The following is a 25,380-nucleotide window of genomic DNA, read 5'->3' on the forward strand; positions in this document are numbered from 1 at the left end:
ACATGATCAGCCTCAACGACTATGTAGGCCCACACAGCCACAGCAAAGACTGGAACGCCGAGCGCCGCGCGCATGCTGAGGCACTGCTGCCGCCCGTTAATGCGCTGCTGGCCGAAGCTGTGGCCGATGGCATCAAGCTGCACACCAACCCAGCCACTGGCAGCTACGTGAGCGGCCAGACCATGGGCGGCTTTCGCCCCCAAGACTGCACCCAAGGCGCACCAGGCTCCAGCCACAAGCAGGGGCAGGCGGTGGATGTGTACGACCCACTGCACAAGCTGGCCCCGTGGTGCCTGGCAAACCTTGATCGGCTGGAGGCCCATGGGCTCTACATGGAGCACCCAGACGCCACACCCACCTGGTGCCACCTGACCACCCGCGCGCCGAAGTCTGGACGGAGGGCGTTTTACCCATGAAAGCCAAACCCGTGAAGATTCTGGATGGGGCCTACACGCCTTGCCCGGTGGCAGAGGCCACCCACGTAAAGCTGAATTTCCCCGGCCCGGCTGGCTTGCTCTTTCTGCCCGTGCTCCTTAGTGGGACTAGGGACGGCACTGGCTGCTGGACATGGAATGGCGACGCTGACAAGCCAACCCTGCGCCCATCAGTGCTGACCGAAGGAACCGAGCGGATCACCGACAAAGAACACGCACGCCTCATGGCTGGCGAAAAGATCAATCCCCGTCCCTACCGATGCCACACCTGGGTGAATGACGGTCAGGCTCAGTTCCTGGGCGACTGCTCCCATGCGCTGCGCGGCCAGACCGTGGACATGCTGGAGGTGGACTAGCCATGATCATCGCCATCGATTACGACGGCACCTACACGGCAGATCCGGCCTTGTGGGATGCCTTTATTGCCGCTGCCCGCGCACGCCATCACCAGGTGCACATTTGCACCATGCGGGCGCCAGAAGAGCGGGTGCACATTGGCGCGCAGGTGGACCGGATCCACTACACGGACCGAAAGGCAAAGCGCCCGTTTATGCAGGCCCTGGGCTTGTCCGTCCAGATTTGGATTGACGATATGCCCGACTTCATCCTTGGATCGGCGGCCCCGCGTAGCCTGGAAGCGAATGCCTCCAGCGGACTCTGGGCGCCGGAAGGGGGAGGCCAATGACCGCCCTCCTGAACTGGCGCATCTGGGCCGCCATCGCCCTGGCCGTCATCCTGGCCGCCACCCACTGGAAGGTCTACAAGGTGGGCCAGAACGAAGTGCAGGCGAAGTGGACGGCCGAAAAGCTGGACACCGCCCAGCAAACCCTGCGCCTACTGGAGAAGAACACCCGCACAAGCACCGAACTGCAGGACCAAGCCGACAACACCCGGAGAGCTAAAAATGCACAAATTGCACAACTTGACGCTGATCTTGCTACTGCTCTTGAGCGGCTGCGCGAGCGCCCCGATCGTCCAAGCGGTGCCAATCTGCCCGCGGATACCGGCGCTGGACCAAACCCCGGCTGCACAGGTGCCCAGCTTTTCAGACCGGATGCAGGCTTTCTTGTCCGGGAATCTGCCAGAGCAGACAAGCTACTCGCTGACCTCGCCCAATGCCAAGCTGCCTACGATAGTGCCCGAAGCGCAGTGAACGGCCAATGATCGACGCCGCCCCGGTAATAGAAGCGCTGACCGCCTATCGGCTCAGGCTGAAAGAGCAGGGGAAAACTGCCAAGGCGGCGGCCGTGCAGCACTGTATTGACATCGTGCGCCGGCTGGCGAAGTAGTCAGGCCATGGGCTCAAACGCCCGCCGCCACTTTGGCAACTCTCTGGGCGGCTCTGGCAAAAACTCCATTTTTCCGGGTAGCAGCCTGCACCACCATGTCTGCACGTAGTACTCCACGTTGGCCTTTGACGACTCGTTGCGTGGCACGACTTCTGTGCCCATCACGACCATCCCGCTCTCTGTGATCTTGACCACGACGGCATCCACCAGGCAGTAGGTGGCTGGCTTACGGTTGGCGCCAAGCAGATCAGCGCGAAGCCGCACATTGCCAGCGTTGGTTCCGTCACGCCACTTCTGCAGGGTCAGTTCGCCCTTGAATGGCGGGCCAGGCCGGCGCATCTTGGTGCCCAGCGAGTAAAGGCATTGGACTTCGTAAAACACTGTTTAAGCATACAGTATCAAAGTAGTCTCAGGCCATCACCATGCCCATATAATCGGAAGTTAGATAGATTGCGGTTTTGAAATTGCGGAGCGCACCGCAAGCACAATCAAAATTGATAGCAAACAATCAAGTGTTTAAGCCACTGTCCGTAGCTCAGTTGGATAGAGCAACAGCCTTCTAAGCTGTGGGTCGGGGGTTCGATCCCCTCCGGACAGGCCATTTGGCTGCCGGCTTCGCCCGCCATTTATTTCCCTGCTTCAGACCGCCAAGGCGCTGACCTCGGTGTCCAGCTGCAACCAGCGAGCGGCAGCATCGCGCAGATCGTTGACTTGGCCCGTGGTGTAGAAGCGGGTGGGCGCGGTCGGTGCGGACTCTTGGCTCGCCAGCAAGCCTGCGGCCTCTAGCAAGCGCCGGGTTTGGCGTGCCACAGGGGCGCCACCCTCCAGCAGAGTGACATGTTCGCCGATGGACTGGCGCAGCACAGGCTCCACAAAGGGGTAGTGGGTGCAGCCCAGTACCAGTGTGTCCACGGCGCCAGAATTCAAGCCAAATTGGCCCATAGCCCTCGTGTACTCTGCGCAAAGCGCTTCTATTTTGATAGCGTCATTGTGCTCAATGGCAATCGCCAGGCCGTCGCAAGGCTGCAGTACAAAGGTGGCTTGTCCGTGCAGTGACGCGAGCAGGGCCTGGAACTTTTCACTCTGCATAGTGCCGCGGGTGGCCATGACGCCCACGGTCTTGGTCTGGCTGGCCGCCGCAGCAGGTTTAAGTGCTGGCTCAATGCCCACCAGCGGGATGGTCGGGTAGGCCGCCCGCAGGGTTTTGATGGCCGCCGCTGTGGCGGTGTTGCAGGCTACCACCAGCGCCTTGATCTGGTGGTGGCCCAGCAAGTAGTCGGTGATGGCGTGGGAGCGGGCGGTGACGTGGTCATCATCCCGCTCGCCATAGGGCGCGTTGCCGCTGTCGGCCACGTAGACAAACTGCTCGTGTGGCAGCTCGGCGCGCAGCGCACGCAGCACGCTCAAGCCACCCACGCCGCTGTCAAACACCCCGATGGGGTGGCTGGCAGAGGGCTTTGCCGTAGCGACTACCAAGGGCTTAGCGCGAGGTGACGGGAATGCTCTTGAATTCGCCCGTGGCAATCTTCTTTTGCCACTCGGCGGGGCCAGTGATGTGGGCGCTGGTGCCGCCGGAATCCACGGCCACGGTGACGGGCATGTCGACCACGTCGAACTCGTAAATCGCTTCCATACCCAGGTCTTCAAAACCGACCACCTTGGCAGCCTTGATCGCCTTGCTGACGAGGTAGGCCGCGCCGCCCACGGCCATCAGGTACGCACTTTTGTGCTTCTTGATGGCTTCAATGGCCACTGGGCCGCGTTCGGCCTTGCCCACCATGGAGATCAGGCCGGTCTGGGCCAGCATCATCTCAGTAAAGCCGTCCATGCGCGTGGCGGTGGTTGGGCCTGCGGGGCCCACAGCCTCGCCCTTGATCGGGTCCACAGGGCCCACGTAGTAGATCACGCGGTTGGTGAAGTCCACGGGCAGCTTTTCGCCCTTGGCCAGCATTTGCTGGATGCGTTTGTGGGCAGCGTCGCGGCCGGTCAGCATCTTGCCGTTCAAGAGCAGGGTCTGGCCGGGTTTCCAGCTCGCCACTTCGTCCTTGGTCAGCGTGTTGAGGTCCACACGTTTGCTCAGCTTGGTGTCCGGGGTCCAGTTGACGTTGGGCCACAGGTCCAGGCTGGGCGGGTCCAGGTACACGGGGCCGCTTCCGTCCATCACAAAGTGCGCATGGCGGGTGGCGGCGCAGTTGGGGATCATCGCAATCGGCTTACTGGCGGCATGGGTGGGATACATCTTGATCTTGATGTCCAGCACCGTGGTCAGGCCGCCCAGGCCTTGCGCGCCAATGCCCAGCGCGTTGACCTTCTCGAACAGTTCCAGACGCAGTTTTTCGACGTTGTCGAGTTCGGCTCCGCTGGCCTGCTTGGCCTGTAGCTCGTACATGTCCAGGTCGTCCATCAGACTTTCCTTGGCCATCAGCACGGCCTTCTCGGCCGTGCCGCCAATGCCGATGCCCAGCATACCGGGCGGACACCAGCCCGCGCCCATGGTAGGCACCGTCTTCAAGACCCAGTCGACCACGCTGTCACCGGGGTTGAGCATGTACATCTTGCTCTTGTTTTCGGAGCCACCACCCTTGGCGGCAACGGTCACTTCGACGGTGTTGCCGGGCACGATCTCGGTAAAGATGACCGCGGGCGTGTTGTCCTTGGTGTTCTTGCGCAGGAATTCTGGGTCGGCCACGACACTGGCGCGCAGGGTGTTGTCGGGGTGGTTGTAGCCTTGGCGCACGCCTTCGTTGACGGCGTCGTCGAGGCTGCCGGTGAAACCTTCCCAGCGCACATCCATGCCCACCTTCAGGAACACGTTGACGATGCCGGTGTCCTGGCAGATCGGGCGGTGGCCGGTGGCGCTCATCTTGCTGTTGGTCAGGATCTGCGCAATCGCGTCCTTGGCGGCAGCACTTTGCTCGCGCTCGTAGGCACGGGCCAGGTGGGCGATGTAGTCGGCCGGGTGGTAGTAGCTGATGTACTGCAGCGCGGCAGAGATGGATTCGATCAGGTCGGCTTGGCGGATGGAGGTCGTCATGGCGGTGGGCAGTGAAAGCATGCCCTTGGGCGGGGGCATGCGGGATTGAGGTCGGTGCTGAAAATCTTGCAGCCGCTATTTTGACAGGTCAACCCCGCCCAGCCTTCCGTGGGCCTTACAAGGGTGAGCGCAGCGGAGCCTCTCATTCGCAGGCTGGGGCGTGTGCGGACGCTAGATGTTTGGGAGGCTGTTGTTTGCTATTGAATTTGTAGCTGTTGGCGCACATTCCATGGGAACCAAGTGCCGATTTGGCTTGTATTTGCAACACTGGCGACTCGGGGGCGGGTTGTGCTTGGGTTTGTAAGCTAGCCGCCAGTCAGTGGCTTGTAAGTGCGGGCCACCACAGTCCGGGCAGTTTGCATTACCCGAGGAGACAAAAATATGAGTACATCGACATCGGCCATGGAGTCCCTGCTGGTTGAAAACCGCGTGTTCCCCCCCAGTGAAAGCATGGTGAAGGGCGCCCGCATCTCTGGCATGGAGGGCTACAACGCCCTGTGCGCCGAGGCCGAAAAGGACTTTGAGGGCTTCTGGGCTCGCCTGGCCCGCGAGAACGTGGTGTGGAACAAACCCTTCACCCGCACGCTGGATGAGTCCAATGCGCCGTTCTACAAGTGGTTTGACGATGGTGAGCTCAACGCCTCGGCCAATTGCCTGGACAAACACATGGGCACGCCGACCGAAAACAAGGTGGCAGTCATTTTTGAATCTGACGACGGCACTGTTACCAAAACGACCTACAAGGAACTGCTGGCCCGCGTGAGCCAGTTTGCTAACGCGCTGAAGGCCGATGGCATCCAGAAGGGCGACCGCGTGCTGGTCTACATGCCCATGACGCTCGAAGGCGTGATCGCCATGCAGGCCTGCGCCCGTATTGGCGCCACCCACAGCGTGGTGTTTGGCGGTTTCTCGGCCAAGGCCTTGCAAGAGCGCATCATTGACGCTGGCGCCGTGGCCGTGATCACCGCCAACTACCAGATGCGCGGCGGCAAAGAACTTCCGCTCAAGGCCATCGTGGACGAAGGCTTGGGCATGGGTGGCTGCGAGTCCATCAAGACTGTTTACGTCTTCCAGCGCACCAAGACCGCCTGCAACATGGTGGCCGGCCGCGACAAGACCTTTGACGAAGCCCTGGCCGGCAAGAGCACCGAGTGCGCGCCCGTGCCGGTTGGCGCCGAGCATCCGCTGTTCATCCTCTACACCTCGGGTTCCACTGGCAAGCCCAAGGGCGTGCAGCACTCCACCGGCGGCTACCTGCTGTGGGCCAAGCTCACCATGGACTGGACCTTTGACCTTAAGCCCAGTGACGTGTTCTGGTGCACCGCCGACATCGGCTGGATCACCGGCCACACCTACGTGGCCTATGGCCCGCTGGCAGCGGGCGCCACGCAGATCATTTTTGAGGGCGTGCCGACCTTCCCCAATGCCGGCCGGTTCTGGCAGATGATTGAGCGCCACAAGTGCACCATTTTCTACACCGCGCCGACCGCCATCCGTTCGCTGATCAAGGCCGCCGAAGGTGACGCTGCCGTGCACCCCGATCGCAGCGACCTGTCCAGTCTGCGCATCCTCGGTTCGGTGGGCGAGCCCATCAACCCCGAAGCATGGATGTGGTACTACAAGAACGTGGGCCACGAGAACTGCCCCATCGTCGACACCTTCTGGCAGACCGAAACCGGCGGCCACATGATGACGCCGCTGCCTGGTGCCACACCGCTGGTGCCCGGTAGCTGCACGCTGCCACTGCCCGGCATCATGGCTGCCATCGTCGACGAGGTGGGCAACGACATCGCCAACGGCACGGGCGGCATCTTGGTCGTCAAGCGCCCATGGCCGTCGATGATCCGCACCATCTGGAATGACCCAGAGCGTTTCAAGAAAGCTTATTTCCCCGAAGAGATGGGCGGCAAGCTCTACCTGGCCGGTGACGGCGCGGTGCGCAGTGCCGACCGTGGCTACTTCCGCATCACGGGCCGTATCGACGACGTGCTAAACGTGTCGGGCCACCGCATGGGCACGATGGAGATCGAGTCTGCGCTGGTGGCCAAGACCGACCTGGTGGCCGAAGCCGCCGTGGTGGGCCGCCCTGATGACCTGACTGGTGAAGCCATCTGTGCATTTGTGGTGCTCAAGCGCCCTATGCCCAAGGGCGACGAAGCCAAAGCCATTGCCAAAGAGCTGCGCGACTGGGTGGCCAAGGAAATTGGCCCGATTGCCAAGCCCAAAGACATCCGCTTTGGCGAGAACCTGCCCAAGACCCGTTCCGGAAAGATCATGCGCCGCCTGCTGCGTTCGCTGGCCAAAGGCGAAGCGGTCACGCAAGACACCTCGACCCTGGAGAATCCGGCGATTCTCGATCAACTGGGCCAAGCGTACTGATTGGCCATGTGGGGCGATGTCAATCGCCCCACAAATAAAAAGCCGCTGCACTTGCGCGTAGCGGCTTTTTATTTGGGCGGCCGGCTTTTGCAAGCGTGCCGCTGTTCCTCGGGTCTTACTTGGTGGCCAGCACCCAGGCAGCCAATTTTTTTGCATCTGCTTCGTTGACCTGGGCGTTGGCAGGCATGGGAACGGCACCCCATACACCGCTACCGCCCTTGATGATTTTGGTGGCCAGCTTGTCCACGGCGGTCTTGTCGCCCTTGTACTTGGCAGCCACTTCCTTGTAGGCGGGGCCAACCAGTTTCTTGTCTACGGCATGGCAAGCCATGCAGTTCTTGGAAGTGGCCAGCGCCAAGTCTGCAAAGGCGGGAGCAGCCGACAGGATGGCGCTTGCGCCGAGTGCCAAAGTGATCAGGGACTTTTTCATGGAGACCTCGTGGGTTGGTTTACAGTGCTTCAACGCCATTGTAGTAACAGAGGTTGACGCCACGCTTGCGGTGGCGCAATCCAGCAGGAGACAGTCATGTATTTTTTGGGAATCGGTTTGGTACTTCTGGTGCTGAAGTTCATGGAGGTGGAGCCGGTGGCTGCGTGGTCCTGGTTGACCGTGCTCGCACCGTTTGGTTTGGCGGTAGCCTGGTGGGCCTGGGCCGACAGCTCGGGCTATACCAAACGCAAGGCCATGGAACGTGAAAACGCACGCAAGCAAGAGCGGATTGACAAAAACCGCAAGGCCATAGGCACTCTGGGCAGCAAGAAGCGCCGCTAAGAGGCGCTGGGACATAATTGCAGCTGCTTTTGTAGCCCTCCAACCCCGAATCTTCAAGAATCACCATGCCAGCTTACCGTTCCAAGACCTCCACCGCCGGCCGCAATATGGCGGGCGCACGCTCCTTGTGGCGTGCCACCGGCATGAAGGACGCTGACTTCAGCAAGCCCATCATCGCCGTGGTCAATAGCTTCACCCAGTTCGTGCCTGGCCACGTGCACTTGAAAGACTTGGGCCAACTGGTAGCGCGCGAGATTGAAGCGGCAGGCGGTGTGGCCAAGGAGTTCAACACCATTGCCGTGGATGACGGGATTGCCATGGGGCATGACGGCATGCTCTATTCGCTGCCCAGCCGCGACATCATTGCCGACAGTGTGGAATATATGGTGAACGCCCACTGCGCGGATGCCATGGTCTGCATCTCCAATTGCGACAAGATCACTCCCGGCATGCTGATGGCCGCGATGCGCCTGAACATCCCGGTGGTGTTCGTATCCGGCGGTCCCATGGAGGCCGGCAAAGTAAAGCTGCTCAACCCCACCACGCAAAAAATCGAATTCAAAAAGCTCGACCTGATCGACGCCATGGTGATGGCAGCTGACGACAAGGTCAGCGACGCCGATGTGGCTGAGGTGGAGCGCTCTGCCTGCCCCACCTGTGGTTCGTGTTCGGGCATGTTCACCGCCAACTCCATGAACTGCCTGACCGAAGCACTGGGCTTGTCCCTGCCCGGCAATGGAACGGTGGTGGCCACGCATGCGGACCGCGAAAAACTGTTCAAGCGCGCTGGCAGCCTGGCGGTGGAGCTGTGCAAGCGCTACTACGAAGAAGACGACAGCAGCATCCTGCCGCGCTCCATGGGTTTCAAAGCGTTCGAGAACGCGATTGCGCTGGACATCGCCATGGGCGGCTCCACCAACACCATCCTGCACATTCTGGCAATTGCCCAAGAGGCCGAAATCGACTTCACCATGGCCGACATCGACCGCATGTCCAAGATCGTGCCGCAGTTGTGCAAGGTCGCGCCCAACACCAACAAGTACCACATCGAAGACGTGCACCGCGCCGGCGGCATCATGGGCATTCTGGGCGAGCTGGACCGTGCGGGCCGCCTACACACCGATGTGCCCACCGTACACAGCAAGACCATGAAGGACGCGCTGGACGCTTGGGACATCAAGCGCAATCCGTCCGAAGAGGTCAAGACCTTCTACATGGCGGGCCCCGGTGGCATTCCAACGCAAGTGGCTTTCAGCCAAGCGGCCCGTTGGCCCAGCCTGGACACCGACCGCGCTGAGGGCTGCATCCGCTCGTTTGACCATGCCTTCAGCAAAGAAGGTGGCTTGGCCGTGCTGGTCGGCAACATCGCGCTCAATGGCTGCGTGGTGAAGACGGCAGGCGTGGATGACAGCCTGCTGGTCTTTGAAGGCCCTGCCCACGTGGTGGAGTCGCAGGATGAGGCCGTGGCGAACATCTTGGCGGACAAGGTGGTGGCCGGTGACGTGGTCATCGTGCGCTACGAAGGCCCCAAGGGCGGCCCCGGCATGCAAGAGATGCTCTACCCCACGAGCTACATCAAGTCCAAGGGCTTGGGCAAAGCCTGTGCGCTGCTGACCGATGGCCGCTTCTCGGGCGGTACCTCGGGCTTATCCATCGGCCACGCATCGCCCGAAGCGGCAGCTGGTGGCGCCATTGGCCTGGTGCGCAATGGCGACCGCATCCGTATCGACATTCCCAACCGCAGCATCAACGTGCTGGTGTCCGACGAAGAGCTGGCCAAGCGCCGTGTGGAACAGGACAAGTTGGGCTGGAAGCCTGCCCAGCCGCGTCCCCGCAAGGTCTCGGCCGCCCTCAAGGCCTACGCAAAGCTGGTGATGTCCGCCGACAAGGGGGCAGTGCGCGACCTGTCCCTGCTCGACGACTGAGATTGACCGCCGGGGGCCTGCGCGGTCCCTCGGCCGGGGCACAATGCTGCCCATGCTGATTCACCCCCAAATTGATCCTGTTGCCCTCCAGCTCGGCCCCGTGGCCGTGCATTGGTACGGCTTGACCTACCTCGCCGCGTTTGCGCTGTTCCTGTTTTTGGGCAGTCGCCGCTTGCGCCAAGCGCCGTTCAATGCGCTGCAGGGGCAGGCCGCCTGGAGCTTCAAGGATGTCGAAGACATCCTGTTTTTGGGCGTGTTGGGCGTGGTCCTGGGCGGGCGCATTGGCTACTGTCTGTTCTACAAGCCGGGTTACTACGCCACCCACCCGCTGGAAGTGTTGTTTGTCTGGCAGGGCGGCATGAGTTTCCATGGCGGCATGCTGGGCGTGATTGCGTCCATGGTCTGGTTTGCACGGTCGCGCGGCCGCTCGTTCTGGCAGGTGGCTGATTTTGTGGCGCCCTGTGTGCCCACCGGGCTGGCGGCCGGACGGGTGGGCAATTTCCTGAATGGTGAGCTGTGGGGGCGCCTGGCTGACCCCACGTTGCCTTGGGGCATGGTGTTCCGTGGCGCGGGGGATGCGCCGCGTCATCCTTCGCAGGTCTACCAGTTTCTTTTGGAAGGCTTGCTCCTCTTTGTGTTGCTGTGGTGGTACGCCAGCACGCCGCGCAAGCAGGGGCAAGTGGCTGCGGCATTTTTGTTCGGCTACGGTGTCTTTCGCTTTGTCGCGGAGTTCTTCCGTGAACCCGATGCCCACCTGCTGTGGCTGCAGCAGCAAACCGGCATGAGCATGGGCCAGTGGCTGTGCGTGCCCATGATGGTGGGCGGCATCGCCCTTTGGCTGTGGGCCGGCCGCCAAACCACCAAACCGTAGGCGTCTGCTAGGGTAAACACTGGGCCGAAATGGCTTGACCATCGCGGCCTGCAGGTTTGTAATTATCCGTAATTACGGAAAATTACAGCGATGCGACTGATCCACAACTCCCTGCACGACGAGGTCGCCGATGGCCTGCGTGCGCGGATTTTTGACGGGGCGCTGGCACCGGGCAGTTTCATCGATGAGGTGGCCTTGTGTGCTGAATTGGCCATCTCACGCACACCGCTGCGCGAGGCGCTCAAGGTGCTGGCGGCTGAAGGCCTGGTACGCCACGAGCCACGCCGTGGAAGTTTTGTGAGCCAGGTGACCGAGCAGGACCTGGACGAGATCTTTCCCGTGATCGCCTTGCTCGAAGGCCGCTGTGCGCTGGAGGCTACCCGCAATGCCACCGATGCCGACATTGCCGCGCTGGAAACCCTGCACACCAGCCTGCAGCAGCACGCCGCGGCCAAGCGCATTACCGATTACTACGCGGTCAACTACGCCATCCACGAAGCCATCATCACCTTGGCCAACAACCGCTGGCTGGCCCAGGTGATTGCCGATTTGCGCAAAATCCTCAAGCTCGCGCGCTTGCAGCAGTTGCATGCGCCGGGGCGCCTGGAGCAAAGCCTGAACGAGCATCTGGCCGTGTTTGCCGCCATCAAGGCGCGCGATGGCGAAGCCGCCGACGCCACCATGCGTACCCATTTGCTGCGCCAGCGCGATGCGCTGCGCGAACTCTCCCGCACCCAGAAAAGCAGGTTGCTCGCATGAACCAGGACTCTTGGATCAACCGCAATGTGGCGCGGCTTATGCCCAGAAGTTCAAAGTCAAAAGAGGCTCTAACCCCCGTAGAAACTGCGCAAAATGCTCCTAAAAATGTAGCGGGCAATGGCGCGGGAGCGGCGGCTACCAAGCCCCCGGTGGGCCAGCGCAGCACTCGGGCCCGCCTGCAAGCCACCTTGCGCCATACTGGTGAGGCGCTGTCGCCGCGCATGTTGCGCCGCACGCTGCAAGAGCTTCAGGCCGTGATTGACGACCGTGTGAGCGAAGTGGAGGGCGGACGCCGAGCGGCTGCGCTGATGGCCTGGTACGCCGGTGCCACACCGGCCCGGCGCCAGGACATGTGGCTGCTGATGAGCGAGATGTTTATGGCCGACCCCGACAAGGTAAAGGCCGCCCAGGCGAAGTTTGCTGCCGCACTGGGCACGCCCGACGAGGCCGCTGCCGAGGTGCACTACCGTCGCGCCACCGTGTCGCCGCGCCGGCGTGTGCTGCAGCGTTTCAGTGCCGACGCGACCGGCATCCGATTTCTCGTCAACCTGCGCGCCGAGATGCAGCCCGCGCTCAAGACCGACAAACGTCTGCAAGCGCTGGACGTGGAGATGGAGTACATGTTCTCCACCTGGTTCGACGTGGGTTTTCTGGAGCTACGCCGCATTAGCTGGGACTCACCGGCCTCGTTGGTGGAAAAACTCATCAAGTATGAGGCGGTGCACGACATCAAGAGCTGGGCCGATGTGAAGAACCGGCTGGATTCGGACCGTCGCTGCTATGGCTTCTTCCACCCGCGCCTGCCGGATGAGCCCTTGATTTTTGTGGAAGTGGCGCTGGTCGATGCGCTGGCGGACAGCATCACACCACTGCTGGATGAATCTGCCGATGCGGCAGACCTCGGGGCTGCCACCACCGCCATTTTTTACTCCATCAGCAACACCCAGGAGGGGCTGCGTGGCGTGAGTTTTGGCGACTCGCTGATCAAGCGGGTGGTGGAAACACTCAAAGAAGAATTCCCCAAACTCAAGACCTTTGCCACGCTGTCGCCCATTCCGGGTTTTCGGTCCTGGCTGGGCAAAAACGCAGCGGCTGCGCTGGAACGACTGGATGCCAAGAGCCGTGCGGAGCTGGGGCGTGCAGTCGGGTTTGAGCCAGTCACCGCGGCCCACTTTTTGGCGGCGGCCGAATCACCCTTGGGGCTCAAGCCGGCGTCCGCAGTGCGCCTGATGCTGTTGCGCTGTGCCGCGCAGTATTTGGGGCAAGAGACGGTGCAAGGCCGCCCGCTGGATGCGGTGGCGCGCTTCCATCTGGGCAATGGCGCCCGCGTGGAGCGGATCAACTGGGCCAGCGACCCGTCGCCCAAAGGCCTGAAACAATCGTATGGTCTGATGGTCAATTACCTCTACGACCTCAAGCGCTTGGACAAGCATCGCGAGCTGCTGTCCCAGGGCAAGATTCCGGTGGCTCCGGCCATCAGTGAGCTGTTTTTTTGAGCGTGTTCTTAGTGTGTGCCGATCCGATAACAAACAGGAGACAAACATGACCCGATTCCCTCACCCAGGCGGCAGCAGCCGTCGCAGCCTTCTCGCCACAGGCGCTGCAGCAGCGGCCAGCTGGGCGCTGGCGCCCGCTGCCGCCCTGGCCCAGGCCAAGTGGCCGGCCAAGCCCGTGACCCTGGTGGTGCCGTTCCCGGCCGGTGGCGGCACCGATGCGTTTGCGCGCCCCATGGCGGCCCAGTTTGCCAAGCTCACCGGTACCCAGCTGGTGATCGACAACCGTGGCGGCGCCGGCGGCACGCTGGGTGCCAGCATCGCGTCCAAGGCGCAGCCCGACGGCTACACCCTCTTCATGGGCGCGGTGCACCACGCCATTGCCCCCAGCATGTACCCCAAGCTGGACTACGATATCCAAAAAGACTTTGTGCCCCTGGCCCTGGTGGCCAACGTGCCGCAGGTGCTGGTGGTGAACCCCAAAAACGTGCCCGGTGACTTCAAGGCATTTTTGGCGCAAGTCAAAGCCAACCCCGGCAAGATGAACTACGGCTCGGCTGGCGGCGGCACCTCTCACCATCTGGCAGGTGAGTTGTTCAAGCAGCAGAGCAAGACTTTCATCACCCACATTCCTTACCGCGGCGCAGGCCCGGCCCTGCAAGACCTGATGGCCGGCAGCGTGGACATGATGTTTGACGGCCTGGGATCATCGGCAGCCCACATCAAGGGCGGGCGCATCAAGGCGCTGATGGTTTCGGGTACCAAGCGCAACCCGGCCTTCCCGGATGTGCCTTGCGCCGCCGAACTGGGCCTGCCGGACTACACCGTCACCACCTGGTACGGCCTGTGGGCGCCCAAGGGCACCCCGGCCGACGTGCAAGCGCGCATTGTCGAAGAGGTCAACCGTTTGGCCGCTGCCGATGAGATCAAGGCCAGCTGGGCCAACAACGGCGCCGAGTTTGGCAAGCTCACCCCCGCGCAGTTTGGCACCTTTGTGGGTTCCGAAGTGAAGCGCTGGGCCGAGGTCGTCAAAGCCTCTGGCGCCAAGCTGGACTGAAGCTTCATTCCAACCGACAGGGCAAGCATGGCGGGCAGCATCCAGGTACACCACGGCAGGGGCGAGGCGCAAGGCGTGGTCCACATCACGCTGTCGCACCCCGGCAAGTTCAACGCCATGTCGCGTGCCATGTGGCGCGAACTCAAGGCTGTGTTCACCGCCATCCAGGCCGACCCGCAGGCGCGTTGCGTGTTGCTGCGCGGGGAGGGCGGGCACTTCTGTGCGGGCGGAGACATTGCCGAGTACCCCAGCTTTCGTTTCAACGAGGCCGAACTGCGCCAGTTCCATGAGGACGAGGTGTGGGGTGGCCTTCAAGCGATGCTGGATTGCGATGTGCCCATCGTGGCCCAGATTGAGGGCAATTGCATGGGCGCGGGCGTGGAGATGGCCAGTTGCTGCGACCTGCGGGTAGCCAGCGCGACGGCCCGCTTCGGCGCCCCGATTGCGCGGCTGGGCTTTCCCATGGCGCCCAAAGAGGCTGCGCTGGTGGCACAGGCCGCTGGCACCACGGTGGCGCGTGCCATGCTGCTCGCGGCCGAGGTGTTTGATGCGCCGGCCATGCTGGCACACGGTTTTCTGACGAAGGTGTTGGCCGAAGCCGAGGTGGCGGGCCACAGCCAGGCGCTGGCGCAACGCATAGCCGGCCTGGCGCCGCAGGCCGCACGCCTGAATAAGCAGATCCTGCGCGCCATTTTGGCATCAAATAGGCCTGTAGCCTCGGCGGATACTGCGCAAGCAGCTCCTGATTTAATAGCGAATTCGGTGCTCGTGCCCGATGCAGCGTATGCCTACGCCGACAGTGCCGAGCACCGCGAAGGCATCAGCGCCTTTCTGGCCAAGCGCAAGCCGCAGTTTTAATCCTCCCGACATCTGACTCCGACCACCGACACCCGAGACACGACCATGGCCCACCCCACCGAGAATGCCAACCTCTTTGCCGCACTGCGCGTCGCCTTTCCCGCAGACCTGAGCGCCTGCGCGGTAGAAACCGACAGTGGCTTGCAGTACAGCTGGTCCGATCTGGACCAGGCCACCGCCATGGTGGCCAATCTGTTCGAATTTTTGCAGCTGCCCAAGGGCGCCCGGATTGCGGTGCAGGTGGAGAAATCGGTGGAGGCGCTGGTGCTGTACTTGGCCACGCTGCGCGCCGGTCTGGTCTATCTGCCGCTCAACACCGCCTACCAAAGCGCGGAGATGGCCTATTTCATCGAAGACGCCAAGCCCGCCATGGTGGTGTGCAGTGCGCGCAACTTTGGGTGGGTGAGCAAGATGGCCTTCATGGCCGGAACGGCCCACGTGTTCACGCTCAATGACGACCGCACCGGCTCGCTGTTGGACCGCGCCAGCCAGTTCCCCACCACCCACACCATGGCGCAACGCAAGCCCGATGACCTCGCCGTCATCATCTACACCAGTGGCACCACTGGCCGCAGCAAAGGTGCCATGCTGAGCCACGGCAACCTGCTGAGCAATGCGCGTGTGCTGCACTCCTATTGGGATTGGCAGCCGGGCGATGTGCTGATCCACGCGCTTCCCATCTTCCACGTGCACGGCCTGTTTGTCGCCATCCACGGCGCGCTCATCAATGGCAGCAAGATGGTCTGGTGTGCCAAGTTCGACCCCAAGGTGGTGCTGCAGCACCTGCCGCGCGCCACTGTGTTCATGGGCGTGCCCACGCTTTATGTGCGCCTGCTGGCCGAGGCAGGGCTTACCGCGCAGGTCACCAAAAACATGCGCCTCTTTGTCTCCGGTTCCGCCCCCATGCTGGTGGACACGCACCACCAGTGGCAGGCCCGCACCGGCCACACGATTCTGGAGCGCTACGGTATGTCCGAGACCGTGATGCTCACCTCCAACCCCGGCCGCGCGGTGGATGGCGAACGCAAGGTGGGTACCGTGGGCCAGCCCTTGCCCGGCGTGCAGCTGCGCGTGTGCGACGACGCGGGCAAGCCCCTGCCGCAAGGCGAGACCGGCAATATTGAAGTGCGGGGTCCCAATGTGTTTCTGGGCTACTGGCAGATGCCGGAGAAAACTGCGCAGGAGTTCACTGCCGACGGTTACTTCAAGACCGGTGATGTGGGTCGCGTAGATGTCGACGGGTATGTGACCATCGTGGGCCGCAGCAAAGACCTCATCATCAGTGGCGGCTACAACGTCTACCCCGCCGAGATCGAGGGCTACATCAATAACCTGCCCGGTGTGGCCGAGAGTGCGGTGGTCGGCGTGCCCAATGCCGACTTTGGCGAGGTGGGCGTGGCAGTCATCGTGCCGCTGGCTGGTGCCACGGTGGACCCCACGCAGGTGATTGCCACCCTGAAAGCCATGCTGGCCAACTTCAAGGTGCCCAAGCGCTGCGTGGTGGTGCCGGAGTTGCCGCGCAATGCCATGGGCAAGGTGCAAAAAAATCTGCTGCGCGAGCAATACCGCACCTTGTAAGTTCTGCGTGGCCCAGCGTCGGCTACAGTAGGCCGGTTTCTGTCATATTTTGGTCATGCAGCACGTACTTATCGTTGACGACGTCCCCGCCGCCCTGGCCTTGCTCAGTGAGTTGGTGGAGAAGCTGGGAGACTGCCGGGCCATCCCCCTGTCCAATCCTGTGGAAGCCTTGGCATGGGCCAAAGGCAAGTCAGTCGATCTGGTGATCGTGGACTACACGCTCAACGGCATGGACGGGCTGGAATTCATCCGCCGGTTCCGCCAGATCCCGGGCCGGGACATCACCCCCATCATGATGGTCACCGCCAACGACCAAAAGCCGGTGCGCTACCGTGCGCTGGATGCCGGGGCCAACGACTTTTTGGGCAAGCCAGTGGACAAGGTGGAGTTTTTGGCACGCGCCAAAAACCTGCTGATTCTGAGTGACGCCCGGACCAAGCTGGCTGACCGGGCCGCGTGGCTGGCTGACGAAGTGCAGAAGGCAACGGCTGAGATTCTGGCGCGCGAGCGCGATACCGTGATGCGCCTGTCCCGAGCGGCCGAATTTCGCGACCCCGAGACCGGCGCCCATATCTCGCGCATGGCCCATTACTCCCGTTTGATTGCCAAAGGGCTGGGCTTGAGTGAGGCGGAGCAAGAGCTGCTGCTGGAAGCCGCGCCCATGCACGACATTGGCAAGGTGGGCATTGCGGACAATATTTTGCTCAAACCGGGGCGTCTGAGCGAAACCGAGTTCGCCATCATGCAGCAGCACGCGGTGTATGGCTACGAGCTGCTGCAGGGCAGTGCCTCGCAGGTGCTGCAGGCCGGCGCTGAAATCGCACTTGGCCACCACGAGAAATTTGACGGCAGTGGCTACCCCCGGGGTTTGAAGGGAGAGGCTATCCCGCTGTTCAGCCGCATCGTGGCGGTGGCCGATGTGTTTGACGCACTGACCTCCGAGCGGCCCTACAAAAAAGCCTGGACGCTGGAGGCTGCGGTGGACTTTCTCACCGCAGGCTCCGGCACCCATTTCGACCCCCGCTGCGTGCAGAGCTTTCTCAACGCCTGGGACGACATTTTGGCCGTGCGCGCGCTGCACGCGGATGCAGGCGAGTCGAAGCTGCTCTCTATTTTGTAGCTGCTTGCGCAGTATCCACGAGGGCTTGAGGCTGATTTACTTCAAAATCAGCACGGGGATGGCTGCGTGGGTCAACACGTGCTGCGTCTCGCTGCCCAGCAGCAGGCGTTTGATGCCCTTGCGCCCGTGCGAGGCCATGACCACCAAGTCGCACTGGTGCTTCTTGGCGGCAGCCAGGATGGCGTCGGACACCACATCGGAACGCACCACCACGGCCTTGGCCTCAACGCCTTTGGCGGCTGCGGCTTTCTTGACGGCGTCGACCACAGCCTGCCCGGCATCGCCCCAGGTCTTTTCGACCTGCTTGACCTCTGTCGGCGCCAGCGCAATGCCACCTTCAAAGTAGGACTGCGGATAGCGCGGCACCACTTTTAGCGCCACCAGCTCGGCGTTGCACAGTTTGGCCAGGGCAATGGCGCTGGTCACGGCCTTTTTGGAGAGGGTGCTGCCATCGGTGGGAACAAGAATACGCTGGTACATAGGGACTCCTTGTGACTTGGAAGCTTTCAGATTACGCTTGCGCCCAGAAGATGACTTGATTTGAATCAAGCTTTTCCTGCATAGGACTGGGCACACTCTCTCCATGACTGCTGCAACCTTGGCCCCCACTGCGCTTGCGCCCCATTCTGCGGCGGCGCTGGCATTGCTGGACGATCCCCAGGAGTGGGGCGCATTCAGCCGTGCGGACCGCCATGACCCGGCGCAGTGGGAGTCCAGCGTGGTGATCGAAGGCATGCACTGCGCGGCCTGTTCGCTCACCGTGGAAGACGCCTTGCGCCAGGTGCCCGGGGTGGTGAGTGCCCAAGTCAGCGCGGCCAGCCAGCGTGCGCGCGTGGTCTGGTCGTCGACAGTGGTGCAGCCCTCAGGCTGGATGCAGGCGGTGCAACAGGCGGGCTACCGTGCGGTGCCTGCCAACGACGTGTTTGCCAGTGAGCGCAGACGCAAGGCTTCGCGCCAAGCGCTGTGGCGCTGGTTGGTGGCAGGTCTGTGCATGATGCAGGTGATGATGTATGCGTGGCCCGCTTACGTAGCCCAGCCCGGTGACCTGAGTAGCGAAATGGAGCAACTGTTGCGCTGGGCCTCCTGGGTGCTGACCTTGCCGGTGGTCCTGTTTTCCTGTGGTCCGTTTTTCAAAAGTGCGCTGCGCGATGTGGCGCAGCTGCGCATCAGCATGGACCTGCCGGTGGCACTGGGCATGGTGATCACCTTTGTGGTCAGCACCGCGGGCACTTTTGACCCGCAAGGCATCTTCGGGCGCGAGGTGTATTTCGACTCGCTCACCATGTTTGTGTTCTTCCTGCTCACCGGCCGCTGGTTAGAGTTGCGCCTGCGCGATCGCACCGCGGGCGCGCTGGAGGCGCTGATGAACCGCCTGCCTGACAGCGTGGAGCGCCAGACCGCGTTGGGTGAGTTTGAGCGCGTGGCCGTGCGTCGGCTGGTGCCGGGAGACTTGGTGCGTGTGTTGCCTGGTGAGGCCTTTGCTGCTGATGGCGTGGTGGAGCAGGGCAGCACCCTGGTGGATGAGGCCTTGCTCAGTGGCGAGTCGCACCCCTTGCCACGCGCAGTGGGCGCGACCGTGGTGGCGGGCAGCCACAACCTGCATGCCACGGTGCTGGTACGTGTCACCGAGGTGGGTGACTCGACCCGTTTCGCCCAGATCGTGGCTCTGATGGAGAGTGCCTCCACCACCAAGCCGCGTGGCGCCCTGTTGGCCGATCGCCTGGCCAAGCCCTTCTTGTTGGCTGTGCTGGCCGCTGCAGCGCTGGCCTGTGCCTGGTGGTGGCCGCATGATCCCGGCCATGCGCTCATGGTGGCTGTGGCGGTGCTGGTGGTGACTTGCCCTTGCGCCTTGTCGCTGGCCACCCCTGCGGCCATGCTCGCCGCCGCCGGAACCTTGGCGCGTGCGGGGCTCTTGGTCCGCAACCTGCCCAGCCTGGAGGCCTTGGCGGCCGTGGACACTGTGGTGTTCGACAAAACAGGCACCCTGACCCGTGACGCCATGGCCTTGCAAGCGGTGCATACCCGTGCGAGTGTGGCGCGGGCTGATGCTGTGGCCATGGCATCGGCACTGGCCAGCCACTCTCTGCATCCAGCGTCCAAAGCGCTGGTGCAGGCGGCGCAGCGGGAATCGGGGTTGCCGCAGTGGACGTGTGCTGCCGTGCAAGAGTCTGCAGGGCAAGGCGTTGCTGGAAATCTGCGGCACGCAAGCGATGCGGGTGCTGCTGGCCAGCCCATGCGTTTGGGGTCTGCGGGCTTTTGTGAACTAACCAATGCTTTGCCGGTGCAGCAGGGTTTGTGCGTGCACCTGAGTGACAGCGCGGGATGGGTAGCTACCTTCGTGTTGCAAGAGGACTTGCGGCCCGAGGTGCCTGCAGTGGTGGCTGCCTTGCATGCGCAGGGCGTGCAGGTGCATGTGCTCTCCGGGGATCGCCCCGAGGCGGTGTTGCGCGTGGCCGAACAATCCGGCATTGCGCAGGCACAGGGTGGCTGTTCGCCCGCCGACAAGCTGGCCTACCTACAGCGCTTGCAGGCCCAAGGCCACACGGTTGCCATGGTGGGTGACGGCCTCAACGATGGCCCGGTGCTGGCCGGTGCCCATATCTCGTTTGCCTTTGGCCAGGCCGTTCCCCTGGCACAGGCGCAGTCTGATTTGGTGGTCATGGGCGGGCGCCTGGATGCGGTGCTGGGTGCGCTCCAGTTGGCACGCAAAACGCAGCGCATCGTGCGGCAAAACCTGTGGTGGGCACTGGCCTATAACGCGGCCTGTGTGCCGCTGGCCGTGGCCGGTTACTTGCCGGCCTGGCTGGCGGGGCTGGGCATGGCCAGTAGCTCATTGCTGGTCGTGCTCAATGCCTTGCGCCTGGCCCGCGTTCCGCGTTCGGGCCCCCTGAACATGGTGGAGGTTTGATGGACATTTTGTATTTGTTGATTCCCCTGTCCGTGGTGCTGGTGTTTTTCATTCTCGGAGGCCTCTGGTGGGCCATCGACCGCGGGCAGTTCGAAGACATTGAGTCGGAGGGGGAGCGCATCTTGCGTGATCCCTGACAAATGCAAGGGTTTTTAGGCCCCGGTTGATTTGGGTCAACCTGAGCGGGCAAGGGCGGTAAGACACTCGGTTTGCAGTAATCCAAGAAGAGGTAAATATGGCTTTTCCAAATCAACAGGCGACGGTTTACAACGACACCGTTGTGCGCCAGTTCGCCATCATGACCGTGGTCTGGGGCGTGGTCGGCATGCTGGTCGGCGTGATCATCGCCGCCCAGCTGGCCTGGCCCGAGCTCAACCTCGGTATTTCGTGGTTGTCGTATGGGCGATTGCGGCCCCTGCACACCAATGCGGTGATCTTTGCGTTTGGTGGCTGCGGCTTGTTTGCCTCGGCCTACTACGTGGTACAGCGCACTTGCCAGGTACGCCTGTTTGGCGACAAGCTGGCAGCCTTCACCTTCTGGGGCTGGCAGCTGGTCATTCTGGCCGCTGCGGTGTCCTTGCCGCTGGGTTACACCTCAGGCAAAGAGTATGCCGAGCTCGAGTGGCCAATTGACATCCTGATCACGCTGGTCTGGGTGGCCTTTGCCGTGGTGTTTTTCGGCACGGTGGGTACCCGCAAGGTCAAGCACATCTATGTAGCCAACTGGTTCTTTGGTGCTTTCATTTTGGCGGTTGCCATCCTGCACCTGGTTAATAGCGCAGCCATTCCTGCGGGCTTCATGAAGTCGTACTCGGCCTACGCTGGCGTACAAGATGCCATGGTGCAGTGGTGGTATGGCCACAATGCCGTGGGCTTCTTCCTGACCGCAGGCTTCCTGGGCATGATGTACTACTTCATCCCCAAGCAGGCTGGTCGTCCGGTCTACAGCTACCGCCTGTCCATTGTCCACTTCTGGGCGCTGATCTTCACCTACATGTGGGCCGGTCCTCACCACCTGCACTACACCGCGCTGCCCGACTGGACCCAATCTGTGGGCATGGTGTTCTCCCTGATCTTGTTGGCACCCAGCTGGGGCGGCATGATCAACGGCATCATGACCTTGTCCGGCGCGTGGCACAAGCTGCGTGATGACCCCATCCTGCGCTTCCTGATCGTGTCCCTGTCCTTCTACGGCATGTCCACCTTCGAAGGTCCCATGATGTCCATCAAGACCGTGAACGCATTGAGCCACTACACCGACTGGACAGTGGGCCACGTGCACTCGGGTGCTTTGGGCTGGGTGGGCTTGGTGACCATGGGCTCCATGTATTACCTGATTCCCCGTCTATTTGGCCAGAAGCAAATGTTCAGTGTCAAAGCCATTGAGTTGCACTTCTGGGTAGCCACCATCGGCATCGTGATCTATATCGCCGCGATGTGGATTGCCGGTGTGATGCAAGGCCTGATGTGGCGCGCTGTCAACCCCGACGGTACGCTGACCTACACCTTTGTGGAGTCCGTGAAGGCGACCTATCCCTTCTATGTGCTGCGTTTGCTGGGCGGGCTCTTGTACCTGGGCGGCATGCTGATCATGCTGTGGAACACCCTCAAGACTGCCACTGCGGGTCGGGCGACCATCGTGACCATTCCCACTGCTGCTGCTCACGCCTAAGGAGAACAAGAACATGGCTAACGAAACCAAGACCTCTGGCTTGTCGCACGAGAAGATTGAAACCAACAACTTCTTGATGATTGTGTTGATCCTGCTGGTTCTGCTGGTGGGCGGTATGGTGGAAATTGTTCCGCTGTTTTTCCAGAAATCCACCACTGAGCCGATCAAGGGCATCCAGCCCTACACCGCGCTGCAACTGGCGGGCCGCGACGTCTATATCCGCGAGGGTTGCTACAACTGCCATTCGCAGATGATCCGTCCCTTCCGTGCTGAAACGCTGCGTTACGGTCACTACTCGGTGGCGGGCGAGTCGGTCTATGACCACCCCTTCCAATGGGGCAGCAAGCGTACCGGTCCCGACTTGGCTCGCGTGGGCGGCAAGTACAGCGACGAATGGCACCGTATCCACTTGGTGAACCCGCGCGACGTGGTACCCGAGTCCAACATGCCCGCTTACCCTTGGCTGGAAAAGAATCTGGTTCCTGCAGCCGACATGCCTGCCCGCATGAAAGCCCTGCGCACTGTGGGTGTGCCGTACACCGACGAGCAGATTGCCAAAGCACCGGAAGAGGTGAAGGGTAAGACCGAGCTGGAGGCCACTATTGCCTACTTGCAAGTGCTTGGCCTGGCACTCAAGTAAAGCGAAAGGGAGATTTCCATGGACATCAATACCCTGCGTTCTGTGACCACTTTGGTCAGCCTGGTGGTGTTTGTCGGCATAGTCTGGTGGGCGTGGTCCAAGCGACGCTCGGGTGACTTTGCGCAAGCCGCCAACCTGCCTTTTGAGCAGGACTGAACCCGCATAAGGAATACAAATGAGCGACTTTACGAGCAATTTCTGGTCCGTCTATGTGGCGGCCATCACGGTGATTGGCATTGTGGCCTGTCTGCTGCTGCTGTGGTTCAGCGGCAAAGCGAAGGCCATGACTGCCAATGACAACACCACCGGACACGTGTGGGACGGTGACCTGCGCGAGATGAACAATCCCCTTCCACGCTGGTGGGTGTGGCTGTTCGTCATCACCATCGTGTTTGCTGGCGTGTACCTGGCGCTGTACCCCGGCTTGGGTACATCCGCTGGCAAACTGGGCTGGACCCAAGAGGGCCAGTACCAGGCCGAAGTGGCCAAGGGCAACCAAGAGGTTGCGCCCTTGTACGCCAAATTCGCCTCCATGAAGCCCGAGGATGTCTCCAAAGACCCGCAGGCCCATGCGATTGGTGAACGCCTGTTCATGAACAACTGCTCGCAGTGCCATGGCTCTGACGCCCGCGGCTCCAAAGGGTTTCCCAACCTGACCGATGCCGATTGGTTGCATGGTGGCACGCCCGACAAAATTGCTGAAACCCTGACCCAAGGCCGCATCGGTCAGATGCCTCCCATGGCTGCGGCAGTTGGTACGGGCGATGATGTGAAGAACGTGGCGCACTACGTGCTGAGCCTGTCAGGCAGCCCGCACGACTCGGTACGTGCCGCCTTGGGCAAGCCCAAGTTTGCTGCCTGTGCCGCCTGTCACGGTGGCGATGGCAAAGGCAATGTGGCACTGGGCGCCCCCAACTTGGCTGATGACATCTGGTTGCATGGCTACGGAGAGAACGCTATCGTGGCCATGATCAACAACGGCAAGGTCAACCAGATGCCTGCCCAGGCTGACAAGTTGACGGCCGCCCAAATCCAGGTGTTGGCTGCTTACGTGTGGGGCATGTCCAATAACGGAACGCCTGCCAAGTAAAGACCGCACCAGAGCGATTACGTTGAACACTGCGTCTGAGTCCTCGCGCAAAGTCATTCCGATTGCGCCGTCTCCGGATCGTGGCCCGATAGAGCCACCTCCCGGGGCCGATGCGGAGATGGTGGCTTTGTACGAGGCCCACAAAAAGATCTACCCCCGCAGCGTGAGCGGGTATTTCAGCAAGTGGCGTTGGGCGTTGGTGTTCCTCACGCAACTGGTGTTCTATGGCCTGCCTTGGTTAGAGTGGGGGCAGCGCCAGGCCGTGCTTTTTGACCTTGGCGCGCGGCGGTTTTATATTTTCAATTTGGTCCTCTACCCGCAGGACTTTGTCTATCTCACCGGCATTCTGGTGATCTCTGCCCTTTCGCTGTTCCTGTTCACGGCAGTTGCAGGGCGTCTCTGGTGCGGCTATGCCTGTCCCCAGACGGTGTACACCGAGATCTTTCTCTGGATGGAGAAGCTGGCCGAAGGCGACCGCTCAGCCCGCATGCGCCGTGATGCGGCCCCCTGGACTTGGGACAAAGTGTGGCGTAAAGCAACCAAGCAGTGCATGTGGATTGCCGTCTCGCTGTGGACAGGGTTTACCTTTGTCGGCTACTTCACGCCCATCCACACCCTTAGCCAGGAAGTCCTGCACTGGGGCTTGGGCCCTTGGGAGAGTTTCTGGATTCTGTTCTACGGCTTTGCCACCTATGGCAATGCGGGCTACATGCGTGAACAGGTGTGCAAATACATGTGCCCCTATGCCCGCTTCCAAAGCGCGATGTTCGACAAGGACACCCTGGTGGTGACCTACGACCAAGAGCGCGGAGAGCCCCGTGGTGCCCGATCGCGCAAAGCCGATCCCCTGGCTTTGAACCTGGGCGCTTGTGTGGACTGCAGCCTGTGTGTACAGGTGTGTCCCACGGGCATCGATATCCGCAAAGGTCTGCAGTACGAATGTATTGGCTGTGGTGCCTGCGCCGATGTGTGTGACACCGTGATGGACAAGATGGGTTATGCCCGCGGCTTGGTGAAGTACTCCACTCAAAATGCAGTCAGCCAACACTGGACCCGTGCTCAGACCATTCGCCATGTGCTGCGTCCCCGGGTGCTGGTGTACAGCGGCATTCTGCTGGCGGTGGTTGCGGCCATGTTGGTGAGTCTGGCCTTGCGTTCGCCCTTCAAGGTGGATGTGGTGCGTGACCGTGGCACGCTGGCGCGTATTGTCCAGGGTGGCAAGATCGAAAACGTCTACCGCTTGCAGATCATGAATGCCACCGAGCAAGACCAGGACTTCAGCGTTAGTGCCAGTGGCATTGAGGGCATGACTACCCAGATGGATAGTCCCACGGTGGCCATTGGCGCTACCCAGGCGCGCTGGGTGGCGATACGGGTACAAGTGCCGTACGAAGCTGCTCCCTCAGGCTCACATGCCATCCAGTTTGAGGTGGCCAATGCGACCCGTGACATGACCGTGACTGAAAAATCGGTGTTTATTGTTCCCCGTTAAGGACCCCAT

Annotated in this window: 27 protein-coding genes and 1 tRNA gene; 23 read left to right on the plus strand and 5 right to left on the minus strand. The window is 61.8% G+C overall.

Annotated features, from left to right (window positions below; all coding sequences use genetic code 11):
• The first annotated feature begins 2 nt into the window (after positions 1-2).
• The 5 genes from CHU94_RS08365 to CHU94_RS19495 are packed head-to-tail and all read left to right on the plus strand — an operon-like array spanning position 3 to position 1,723.
• Positions 3-416 carry a hypothetical protein gene (locus CHU94_RS08365; protein WP_094478657.1) on the plus strand — a complete coding sequence of 138 codons (414 nt, stop codon included), beginning with the start codon at positions 3-5 and terminating at the stop codon, positions 414-416.
• Positions 413-790, plus strand: coding sequence for a DUF6527 family protein (locus CHU94_RS08370; RefSeq protein ID WP_217901295.1), 378 nt, complete (start codon positions 413-415; stop codon positions 788-790). The genes CHU94_RS08365 and CHU94_RS08370 overlap by 4 nt, the downstream gene beginning before the upstream one ends.
• A 2-nt stretch (positions 791-792) precedes the next feature.
• The gene (locus CHU94_RS08375; RefSeq protein ID WP_094478659.1) at positions 793-1,119 is read left to right on the plus strand and encodes a hypothetical protein; all 327 of its coding nucleotides are present in this window, start codon (positions 793-795) and stop codon (positions 1,117-1,119) included.
• Complete coding sequence (locus tag CHU94_RS08380) at positions 1,116-1,598, plus strand: hypothetical protein (RefSeq protein ID WP_094478661.1); 483 nt, start codon at positions 1,116-1,118, stop codon at positions 1,596-1,598. Before CHU94_RS08375 ends, CHU94_RS08380 begins: the two co-directional genes overlap by 4 nt.
• Positions 1,595-1,723 (plus strand): hypothetical protein, encoded by a 129-nt coding sequence (locus CHU94_RS19495; protein ID WP_255033884.1) that lies wholly within the window; start codon positions 1,595-1,597, stop codon positions 1,721-1,723. The genes CHU94_RS08380 and CHU94_RS19495 overlap by 4 nt, the downstream gene beginning before the upstream one ends.
• Here the strand turns inward: CHU94_RS19495 and CHU94_RS08385 are convergent, their stop codons facing one another.
• A complete protein-coding gene (locus CHU94_RS08385) occupies positions 1,724-2,104 on the minus strand; it encodes a hypothetical protein (RefSeq protein ID WP_094478663.1) in 381 nt (126 codons plus the stop codon). It lies immediately after the preceding gene.
• Between the two features lie 143 nt (positions 2,105-2,247).
• Here CHU94_RS08385 and CHU94_RS08390 point away from each other — a divergent pair.
• Positions 2,248-2,324, plus strand: a tRNA-Arg gene (locus tag CHU94_RS08390).
• A gap of 38 nt (positions 2,325-2,362) precedes the next feature.
• On the opposite strand, the gene murI is transcribed toward CHU94_RS08390, so the two are convergent.
• Together murI and CHU94_RS08400 are read right to left on the minus strand one after the other, a co-directional pair.
• Entirely contained in the window at positions 2,363-3,199 is an 837-nt protein-coding gene (gene murI, locus CHU94_RS08395) for a glutamate racemase (protein WP_094478665.1), read from the minus strand.
• A gap of 4 nt (positions 3,200-3,203) precedes the next feature.
• On the minus strand, positions 3,204-4,757 hold the full coding sequence (locus CHU94_RS08400; protein WP_094479338.1) for a fumarate hydratase: 1,554 nt from the start codon (positions 4,755-4,757) through the stop codon (positions 3,204-3,206).
• A 381-nt stretch (positions 4,758-5,138) separates the two neighbouring features.
• Between CHU94_RS08400 and acs the strand changes: the two genes are divergently transcribed.
• Positions 5,139-7,136: an acetate--CoA ligase gene (gene acs / locus CHU94_RS08405; protein ID WP_094478667.1), complete on the plus strand. Its 1,998-nt coding sequence runs from the start codon at positions 5,139-5,141 to the stop codon at positions 7,134-7,136.
• Between the two features lie 115 nt (positions 7,137-7,251).
• On the opposite strand, the gene CHU94_RS08410 is transcribed toward acs, so the two are convergent.
• Positions 7,252-7,566: a c-type cytochrome gene (locus CHU94_RS08410; protein WP_094478669.1), complete on the minus strand. Its 315-nt coding sequence runs from the start codon at positions 7,564-7,566 to the stop codon at positions 7,252-7,254.
• Positions 7,567-7,662: 96 nt separating this feature from the next.
• Between CHU94_RS08410 and CHU94_RS08415 the strand changes: the two genes are divergently transcribed.
• The 9 genes from CHU94_RS08415 to CHU94_RS08455 all read left to right on the plus strand — a co-directional run bounded on the left by CHU94_RS08415 (position 7,663) and on the right by CHU94_RS08455 (position 17,569).
• Complete coding sequence (locus CHU94_RS08415) at positions 7,663-7,908, plus strand: TIGR04438 family Trp-rich protein (protein WP_094478671.1); 246 nt, start codon at positions 7,663-7,665, stop codon at positions 7,906-7,908.
• Between the two features lie 65 nt (positions 7,909-7,973).
• Positions 7,974-9,833: a dihydroxy-acid dehydratase gene (ilvD, locus tag CHU94_RS08420; protein WP_094478673.1), complete on the plus strand. Its 1,860-nt coding sequence runs from the start codon at positions 7,974-7,976 to the stop codon at positions 9,831-9,833.
• A gap of 52 nt (positions 9,834-9,885) precedes the next feature.
• Positions 9,886-10,704: a prolipoprotein diacylglyceryl transferase gene (lgt, locus tag CHU94_RS08425; protein ID WP_094479340.1), complete on the plus strand. Its 819-nt coding sequence runs from the start codon at positions 9,886-9,888 to the stop codon at positions 10,702-10,704.
• Between the two features lie 90 nt (positions 10,705-10,794).
• Entirely contained in the window at positions 10,795-11,463 is a 669-nt protein-coding gene (locus tag CHU94_RS08430; protein ID WP_094478675.1) for a GntR family transcriptional regulator, read from the plus strand.
• Positions 11,460-12,959, plus strand: a complete 1,500-nt coding sequence (locus CHU94_RS08435) for a malonyl-CoA decarboxylase family protein (protein WP_094478677.1) — start codon at positions 11,460-11,462, stop codon at positions 12,957-12,959. Before CHU94_RS08430 ends, CHU94_RS08435 begins: the two co-directional genes overlap by 4 nt.
• Before the next feature lie 46 nt (positions 12,960-13,005).
• Entirely contained in the window at positions 13,006-14,013 is a 1,008-nt protein-coding gene (locus CHU94_RS08440) for a tripartite tricarboxylate transporter substrate binding protein (RefSeq protein WP_094478679.1), read from the plus strand.
• 27 nt (positions 14,014-14,040) lie between these two features.
• Positions 14,041-14,871 carry an enoyl-CoA hydratase/isomerase family protein gene (locus CHU94_RS08445; protein WP_094478681.1) on the plus strand — a complete coding sequence of 277 codons (831 nt, stop codon included), beginning with the start codon at positions 14,041-14,043 and terminating at the stop codon, positions 14,869-14,871.
• A 45-nt stretch (positions 14,872-14,916) separates the two neighbouring features.
• On the plus strand, positions 14,917-16,449 hold the full coding sequence (locus CHU94_RS08450) for a malonyl-CoA synthase (RefSeq protein ID WP_094478683.1): 1,533 nt from the start codon (positions 14,917-14,919) through the stop codon (positions 16,447-16,449).
• A 55-nt stretch (positions 16,450-16,504) separates the two neighbouring features.
• On the plus strand, positions 16,505-17,569 hold the full coding sequence (locus CHU94_RS08455) for an HD domain-containing phosphohydrolase (protein ID WP_094478685.1): 1,065 nt from the start codon (positions 16,505-16,507) through the stop codon (positions 17,567-17,569).
• Between the two features lie 36 nt (positions 17,570-17,605).
• Here CHU94_RS08455 and CHU94_RS08460 read toward each other — a convergent pair whose 3' ends face one another.
• Positions 17,606-18,049, minus strand: a complete 444-nt coding sequence (locus CHU94_RS08460; RefSeq protein ID WP_094478687.1) for a universal stress protein — start codon at positions 18,047-18,049, stop codon at positions 17,606-17,608.
• A 103-nt stretch (positions 18,050-18,152) separates the two neighbouring features.
• Here CHU94_RS08460 and CHU94_RS08465 point away from each other — a divergent pair, with 103 nt between their 5' ends.
• The 7 genes from CHU94_RS08465 to ccoG all read left to right on the plus strand — a co-directional run bounded on the left by CHU94_RS08465 (position 18,153) and on the right by ccoG (position 25,371).
• Positions 18,153-20,477, plus strand: coding sequence for a cation-translocating P-type ATPase (locus CHU94_RS08465; RefSeq protein ID WP_094478689.1), 2,325 nt, complete (start codon positions 18,153-18,155; stop codon positions 20,475-20,477).
• Positions 20,477-20,614, plus strand: a complete 138-nt coding sequence (gene ccoS, locus CHU94_RS08470; RefSeq protein ID WP_094478692.1) for a cbb3-type cytochrome oxidase assembly protein CcoS — start codon at positions 20,477-20,479, stop codon at positions 20,612-20,614. Before CHU94_RS08465 ends, ccoS begins: the two co-directional genes overlap by 1 nt.
• A 98-nt stretch (positions 20,615-20,712) precedes the next feature.
• A complete protein-coding gene (gene ccoN, locus CHU94_RS08475; RefSeq protein ID WP_094478695.1) occupies positions 20,713-22,149 on the plus strand; it encodes a cytochrome-c oxidase, cbb3-type subunit I in 1,437 nt (478 codons plus the stop codon).
• Between the two features lie 13 nt (positions 22,150-22,162).
• Positions 22,163-22,789 (plus strand): cytochrome-c oxidase, cbb3-type subunit II, encoded by a 627-nt coding sequence (gene ccoO, locus CHU94_RS08480; protein WP_094478697.1) that lies wholly within the window; start codon positions 22,163-22,165, stop codon positions 22,787-22,789.
• 18 nt (positions 22,790-22,807) lie between these two features.
• Positions 22,808-22,945: a cbb3-type cytochrome c oxidase subunit 3 gene (locus CHU94_RS08485; protein ID WP_094478699.1), complete on the plus strand. Its 138-nt coding sequence runs from the start codon at positions 22,808-22,810 to the stop codon at positions 22,943-22,945.
• Between the two features lie 19 nt (positions 22,946-22,964).
• Positions 22,965-23,879 carry a cytochrome-c oxidase, cbb3-type subunit III gene (ccoP, locus tag CHU94_RS08490; protein WP_094478701.1) on the plus strand — a complete coding sequence of 305 codons (915 nt, stop codon included), beginning with the start codon at positions 22,965-22,967 and terminating at the stop codon, positions 23,877-23,879.
• Positions 23,880-23,997: 118 nt separating this feature from the next.
• On the plus strand, positions 23,998-25,371 hold the full coding sequence (gene ccoG, locus CHU94_RS08495; RefSeq protein ID WP_094478703.1) for a cytochrome c oxidase accessory protein CcoG: 1,374 nt from the start codon (positions 23,998-24,000) through the stop codon (positions 25,369-25,371).
• The last annotated feature ends 9 nt before the right edge of the window (positions 25,372-25,380 follow it).

This window comes from Rhodoferax sp. TH121, assembly GCF_002251855.1.
Lineage (GTDB): Bacteria > Pseudomonadota > Gammaproteobacteria > Burkholderiales > Burkholderiaceae_C > Allorhodoferax.

Bases quoted from the DNA above. Each gene is read 5' to 3' on its own strand.
- acs (WP_094478667.1), top strand. From the start codon at position 5,139: ATGAGTACATCGACATCGGCCATGGAGTCCCTGCTGGTTGAAAACCGC.
- CHU94_RS08380 (WP_094478661.1), top strand. From the start codon at position 1,116: ATGACCGCCCTCCTGAACTGGCGCATCTGGGCCGCCATCGCCCTGGCC.
- ccoN (WP_094478695.1), top strand. From the start codon at position 20,713: ATGGCTTTTCCAAATCAACAGGCGACGGTTTACAACGACACCGTTGTG.
- CHU94_RS19495 (WP_255033884.1), top strand. From the start codon at position 1,595: ATGATCGACGCCGCCCCGGTAATAGAAGCGCTGACCGCCTATCGGCTC.
- CHU94_RS08445 (WP_094478681.1), top strand. From the start codon at position 14,041: ATGGCGGGCAGCATCCAGGTACACCACGGCAGGGGCGAGGCGCAAGGC.
- ccoP (WP_094478701.1), top strand. From the start codon at position 22,965: ATGAGCGACTTTACGAGCAATTTCTGGTCCGTCTATGTGGCGGCCATC.
- CHU94_RS08460 (WP_094478687.1), bottom strand. From the start codon at position 18,049: ATGTACCAGCGTATTCTTGTTCCCACCGATGGCAGCACCCTCTCCAAA.
- CHU94_RS08485 (WP_094478699.1), top strand. From the start codon at position 22,808: ATGGACATCAATACCCTGCGTTCTGTGACCACTTTGGTCAGCCTGGTG.
- ilvD (WP_094478673.1), top strand. From the start codon at position 7,974: ATGCCAGCTTACCGTTCCAAGACCTCCACCGCCGGCCGCAATATGGCG.
- ccoO (WP_094478697.1), top strand. From the start codon at position 22,163: ATGGCTAACGAAACCAAGACCTCTGGCTTGTCGCACGAGAAGATTGAA.
- CHU94_RS08410 (WP_094478669.1), bottom strand. From the start codon at position 7,566: ATGAAAAAGTCCCTGATCACTTTGGCACTCGGCGCAAGCGCCATCCTG.
- CHU94_RS08375 (WP_094478659.1), top strand. From the start codon at position 793: ATGATCATCGCCATCGATTACGACGGCACCTACACGGCAGATCCGGCC.
- lgt (WP_094479340.1), top strand. From the start codon at position 9,886: ATGCTGATTCACCCCCAAATTGATCCTGTTGCCCTCCAGCTCGGCCCC.
- CHU94_RS08450 (WP_094478683.1), top strand. From the start codon at position 14,917: ATGGCCCACCCCACCGAGAATGCCAACCTCTTTGCCGCACTGCGCGTC.
- CHU94_RS08370 (WP_217901295.1), top strand. From the start codon at position 413: ATGAAAGCCAAACCCGTGAAGATTCTGGATGGGGCCTACACGCCTTGC.
- CHU94_RS08415 (WP_094478671.1), top strand. From the start codon at position 7,663: ATGTATTTTTTGGGAATCGGTTTGGTACTTCTGGTGCTGAAGTTCATG.
- ccoS (WP_094478692.1), top strand. From the start codon at position 20,477: ATGGACATTTTGTATTTGTTGATTCCCCTGTCCGTGGTGCTGGTGTTT.
- CHU94_RS08365 (WP_094478657.1), top strand. From the start codon at position 3: ATGATCAGCCTCAACGACTATGTAGGCCCACACAGCCACAGCAAAGAC.
- CHU94_RS08440 (WP_094478679.1), top strand. From the start codon at position 13,006: ATGACCCGATTCCCTCACCCAGGCGGCAGCAGCCGTCGCAGCCTTCTC.
- CHU94_RS08435 (WP_094478677.1), top strand. From the start codon at position 11,460: ATGAACCAGGACTCTTGGATCAACCGCAATGTGGCGCGGCTTATGCCC.
- CHU94_RS08465 (WP_094478689.1), top strand. From the start codon at position 18,153: ATGACTGCTGCAACCTTGGCCCCCACTGCGCTTGCGCCCCATTCTGCG.
- CHU94_RS08430 (WP_094478675.1), top strand. From the start codon at position 10,795: ATGCGACTGATCCACAACTCCCTGCACGACGAGGTCGCCGATGGCCTG.
- CHU94_RS08400 (WP_094479338.1), bottom strand. From the start codon at position 4,757: ATGACGACCTCCATCCGCCAAGCCGACCTGATCGAATCCATCTCTGCC.
- ccoG (WP_094478703.1), top strand. From the start codon at position 23,998: ATGGTGGCTTTGTACGAGGCCCACAAAAAGATCTACCCCCGCAGCGTG.
- CHU94_RS08455 (WP_094478685.1), top strand. From the start codon at position 16,505: ATGCAGCACGTACTTATCGTTGACGACGTCCCCGCCGCCCTGGCCTTG.